The following is a 4,581-nucleotide window of genomic DNA, read 5'->3' as shown; positions in this document are numbered from 1 at the left end:
CTCGGCGAAGCGGCTGCCCAGCCGCATCGTGTACGGCACAAGAAACTGGCCTGATTGGGTTGGTTGCATAAAGCGGAGCCTTCGGGCTCCGTTTTTTTTTTGCCCGGTTTTTTTCAGGAATACCGCGGTGAATTCATCGCTGGCAAGCCAGCTCCCACAGGATTTTTGTCATGCCCGGAAATGTAGTCACCGCTGACACTGTGGGAGCTGGCTTGCCAGCGATGGCGATATAACTGTTGGTGCATAATTTGAGTCTGATCTCACCATTCAAGTGCAAAATAGGGCTAAAAACCGGTCTGATTTATATCCTGTGCACCATTTAATTTCATAGAAGCGACATTCTGCTCTGTTCCTGTGCGCGATCCGTTTGTTAAAGTCCGGCGCAATCTCTCCCAATGACAATAAATTTGCCGAGACTCTTCATGATCGAATCCGTCGAATCTTTCCTGGCGCGCCTGAAAAAACGCGACCCGGATCAACCCGAATTTCACCAGGCTGTCGAAGAAGTCCTGCGCAGCCTGTGGCCGTTTCTCGAAGCCAATCCGCACTACCTGACCTCGGGCATTCTGGAACGCATCTGTGAACCGGAGCGGGCAGTCGTGTTTCGGGTTTCCTGGGTCGATGATCATGGCAAGGTGCAGGTCAACCGTGGCTTCCGCATCCAGATGAACAGTGCCATCGGTCCGTACAAGGGCGGTTTGCGCTTCCATCCTTCGGTTAACCTCGGCGTGCTGAAATTCCTCGCCTTCGAGCAGACCTTTAAAAACTCGCTGACTTCGCTGCCTATGGGCGGAGGCAAGGGCGGTTCGGACTTCGACCCCAAAGGCAAAAGCGATGCCGAAGTCATGCGCTTCTGCCAGGCTTTCATGAGCGAGCTGTACCGGCACATCGGCGCCGACGTTGACGTGCCGGCCGGAGACATCGGCGTCGGTGCCCGCGAGATCGGTTTCCTGTTCGGTCAGTACAAGCGCTTGAGCAACCAGTTCACCAGCGTGCTGACCGGTAAAGGTCCAAGCTACGGCGGCAGCCTGATCCGCCCGGAAGCGACGGGTTTCGGTTGCGTGTACTTTGCCGAGGAAATGCTCAAGCGTCGCGAGCAAACCGTCGAGGGCAAGCGTGTGGCGATTTCCGGTTCCGGCAACGTCGCCCAATACGCTGCGCGCAAGGTCATGGACCTGGGGGGCAAGGTGATCTCGCTGTCGGATTCCGAAGGCACGCTGTACTGCGAAAGCGGTTTGACCGAAGAGCAATGGAGCGCGGTGCTGGAGCTGAAAAACGTCCAGCGCGGGCGCATCAGCGAATTGGCCGGCCGTTTTGGTCTTGAGTTCCTTGCCGGGCAACACCCGTGGGGGCTGAGGTGCGATATCGCGCTGCCTTGCGCCACGCAAAACGAACTGGATGCCGAGGCGGCTCGCGCTCTGCTGCGCAATGGCTGCATCTGCGTGGCCGAGGGCGCGAACATGCCGACCACGCTGGAAGCAGTGGACCTGTTCATCGAGGCGGGGATCCTGTTCGCCCCGGGCAAGGCGTCCAATGCCGGTGGCGTTGCCGTCAGCGGTCTGGAGATGTCGCAGAACGCCATGCGTCTGCTGTGGACCGGCGGTGAGGTGGACAGCAAGCTGCACGCGATCATGCAGTCGATCCACCACGCCTGTGTGCATTACGGCGAAGAGAACGGTCAGGTCAATTACGTCAAAGGCGCGAACATCGCCGGCTTCGTCAAAGTCGCCGATGCGATGCTTGCTCAGGGTGTGGTTTAAGCCGGTTCGATGCGGATCACTGCAATCACTTGATCACCGGCCGGGCGTTGCCACAGCACCTCGTCACCGAGTTGTGCACCCAGCAACGCCCGACCCAGTGGCGAGCCCCAATTGATCAGGCCATGGGCAGCATCGGCCTGATCTTCGCCCACCAATTGCACCCGGTGTTCGCTGTCATGCTCATCGGCGTAGGTCACCCAGCTGCCGATCTGCACTTTTTCGGTTGAAGTGGCGACAGCTGCAACCTGTGCGCTGCTCAATCGCTGCTTGAAGTAGCGCAGGTCCCGTTCGAGGTCGACCAGGCGTTGTTTGTCGGTCTGGTCGATCCTGGCCGATTGTTCGGCATGCAGCGCTTGCAGCTCGGCGACTTTTTCCTGCAACAACTTCAACCCTTGCGGCGTGACGTAGTTGGGTTGCGCACTGACCTGCCGTTCAACTGGCTGATCGGCTTGCGCGGCGGCGTTATCTTCATTGACGAAGGCGCGACTCATGGTTTTCTCCCGGTATAGGGTTTGGGCCATGGTCGCAGGCTTTTAGTTTCGAGAAATATCTGTCTGCGACTCATTGCCAGATCGCAGCCCTGAACTGACCTCCAAAAATTGGACACCGATCCAGAGTTAGGGGCAGATCACCCTGTAGGAGCACAGCTTGGTGGCGATGGCATCACCTCGGTCTAACTGAATAACCGCGTCGATATTATCGCCAGCAAGCTGTGCTCCTACGGGTAATGCGCGGCGATTAGTAGTGATACCACTTCATTTCAAGCATCACTTCGTTCTCCGGCGAAGCCAGGTGGCTGAATTCGCGCTGGGCGCTCAGGCGCAGGCCCAGGTTGCGCGATAGCTCCCATTGTTGGTTCAAGCTGATGGAGCGGCGCACTTCGCCATTGGTGAAGAAATCGCCCCTGGTCTCAAGGCTCAAGTTACCCAGCGGGTTTTTCCAGAGCAGGCCGGTGTTGAAACCTGCTGCCGGAGAAATGAATTCGGCGAAGTCATTGTTGTGCTCCACCCGCACAGTGCCCAAGGCAAAGCCGAGCATGTCGTTGGCCAGTTGCCAGGTGCCGCCGCCACCGCCATTGACATGGCTGACCAGGGTTTCATCGTCATGCTTGCCCGGCACCCGTTCCAGGCCGCCGGTCACCTGCCACGACAGCGGTTGCAGCAACTCGTTGCGCGGGGTCAGGGAGCGGATGGTCGCCAGGTCCAGTTGCTGCACCTGCCAATCATTGCCTTCGTATTGGCGCAGCTTCAGTTGCAGGATTTCGATCTGCGCGCCAAGGGGGAAGCTTTCCGAGTTGTCGTTGAGGTCGTGATAGGCCATGCGCAAACCGTATTCGCCAAAGGCGCGGTCGCCACGGGTACCTAGACCGGCCTGCCACGTGCGGGATTCATGACCATCCTCTGGCAGGCCGGGTTGCGGGATGTCCAGTTCCGGTGCCGGGTTCTGGTTGATCGCCCGCAGCAGTTCGAAGCTGCGCTGTGCCCGCTGCGGATCGCGTTCCTGGCCGTTGGCGCGATACCGTTCAAGACGATAGGCCGCGTCGATGATCAGTGCCTGGCGCGCGCGAGGCTGGGCCTTGAACGCCGGGGTTTGCAATTGCTTCTGGTCGGCGCTTACGGTCAGCACCCATTGTTGTTCTTCATCGGACAACGGCTCGGCGCGGCTCAACAACTCCCGTTCGCGGGACGGACGATACTCGATCGACTCGACCAGCCCTGCGTCTTTCACCGCTTTGACGGTGTCGGTGGGAATGGCGGTCAGCGGGAATTGTTCGGTCAGGCGCAGGCTCGGGCGGGCCACTTGCAACAGTTCCAGCAGGCGATAGGAGCAGTTTTCGTCGAAGAAGAAGTAGTCGAACTTGATCTGCTTCAACTCCCAGACATGCTCGACCATGCGCGCGGTTTCCTGCTGGGTCAGGTTGAGCCGGTATTCCCACAGGTCGCGGTTTTCCAGGCTGCGGTATTCCGAGAGTTTTTCCTGATACGGCACCAGGGCAAACAACCCTGGGTAACCGCCCATCAAGCCTTTCCAGGCATAGAGAATGCTGTTGTCCGAACCTTCGATGTACGCTCCAAAGTTGATTGCGTAGCTGAGCAGCGAAGTCTTGTCGCTTTGCACATCCGCCTGATCGATACGCAACAGGGTGTGGCCGAACATCGAGGAAGGGCTGTTCAAATACGCCGCGGGGAAGATCATTACCGCGCTGTGGGGCGAGACATCCTTGAACCATTGCTTGAATTCGGCGCAGTCCAGGACTGGCAGATCTGTCAGATTGAGCTGTGCTTTGAGCCAACGGGTGCGCGCCGGATAAACGCATTGAGCGTGCTGCTCGCCCGCGCTGGCGGGCGCGTACAGCGCTTGCACGGTGGCCGCCAGTTCACGGTCCGGGTGTGCGTTGCCATCGGCGGCAAGGAAGAACTTCGGATCGCTGACATAGCTGCGCCAGCCGCCGAGCTTGGCGGTTTCGTAATGGCCCAGTGAAATCCAGAAAGGGTCGTTGGCCAGTTGCTGCAAACGTTGATTGTCGATAACGGGCGCGGCGGACAGCGGGGCGCAGACACAGAGCGCCAGCCAGGCAAGGCGTTTGAGCATAGTCGGCAACTTAAACAGGAAAAAACAAAGACCCGAAGAAGGGCAGGTCGAAAAAATAAAAGCCCGCTCTCCGAAGAGAAACGGGCTGATCGAGCTTAAGCCTGAGTAGCGTACTTGGCCAGACGAGGATCGCTCTTCAGAACGGCCAGGGTGTTGGTATGCACATCTTCTGCAGTCACGTCAGCCTTGCTGAAGATCTGCTGGAAGTGCTGGTGAGTGACGGCGGCGA

Annotated in this window: 4 protein-coding genes; 1 reads left to right on the top strand and 3 read right to left on the bottom strand. The window is 58.6% G+C overall.

Annotated features, from left to right (window positions below):
• Positions 1 to 422 precede the first annotated feature (422 nt).
• On the top strand, positions 423 to 1,760 hold the full coding sequence (gene gdhA / locus D8V06_RS20280) for an NADP-specific glutamate dehydrogenase (protein ID WP_056855680.1): 1,338 nt from the start codon (positions 423 to 425) through the stop codon (positions 1,758 to 1,760).
• Here the strand turns inward: gdhA and D8V06_RS20275 are convergent.
• From D8V06_RS20275 to D8V06_RS20265, 3 genes are all read right to left on the bottom strand, one after another.
• Positions 1,757 to 2,251: a GreA/GreB family elongation factor gene (locus D8V06_RS20275; protein ID WP_130907855.1), complete on the bottom strand. Its 495-nt coding sequence runs from the start codon at positions 2,249 to 2,251 to the stop codon at positions 1,757 to 1,759. The genes gdhA and D8V06_RS20275 overlap by 4 nt on opposite strands.
• A gap of 247 nt (positions 2,252 to 2,498) precedes the next feature.
• Positions 2,499 to 4,352 (bottom strand): DUF4105 domain-containing protein, encoded by a 1,854-nt coding sequence (locus tag D8V06_RS20270; RefSeq protein ID WP_130931670.1) that lies wholly within the window; start codon positions 4,350 to 4,352, stop codon positions 2,499 to 2,501.
• Positions 4,353 to 4,447: 95 nt separating this feature from the next.
• Positions 4,448 to 4,581 (bottom strand): DUF3015 family protein (locus D8V06_RS20265; protein WP_130931669.1); only part of this gene is annotated, 134 nt, incomplete at its 5' end.

It is taken from the genome of Pseudomonas sp. Sample_24 (genome assembly GCF_004307605.1).
Classification (GTDB): domain Bacteria; phylum Pseudomonadota; class Gammaproteobacteria; order Pseudomonadales; family Pseudomonadaceae; genus Aquipseudomonas.
Note: the sequence above shows the minus strand (reverse complement) of the source record. Positions and strands in the feature narration are given on the sequence as shown.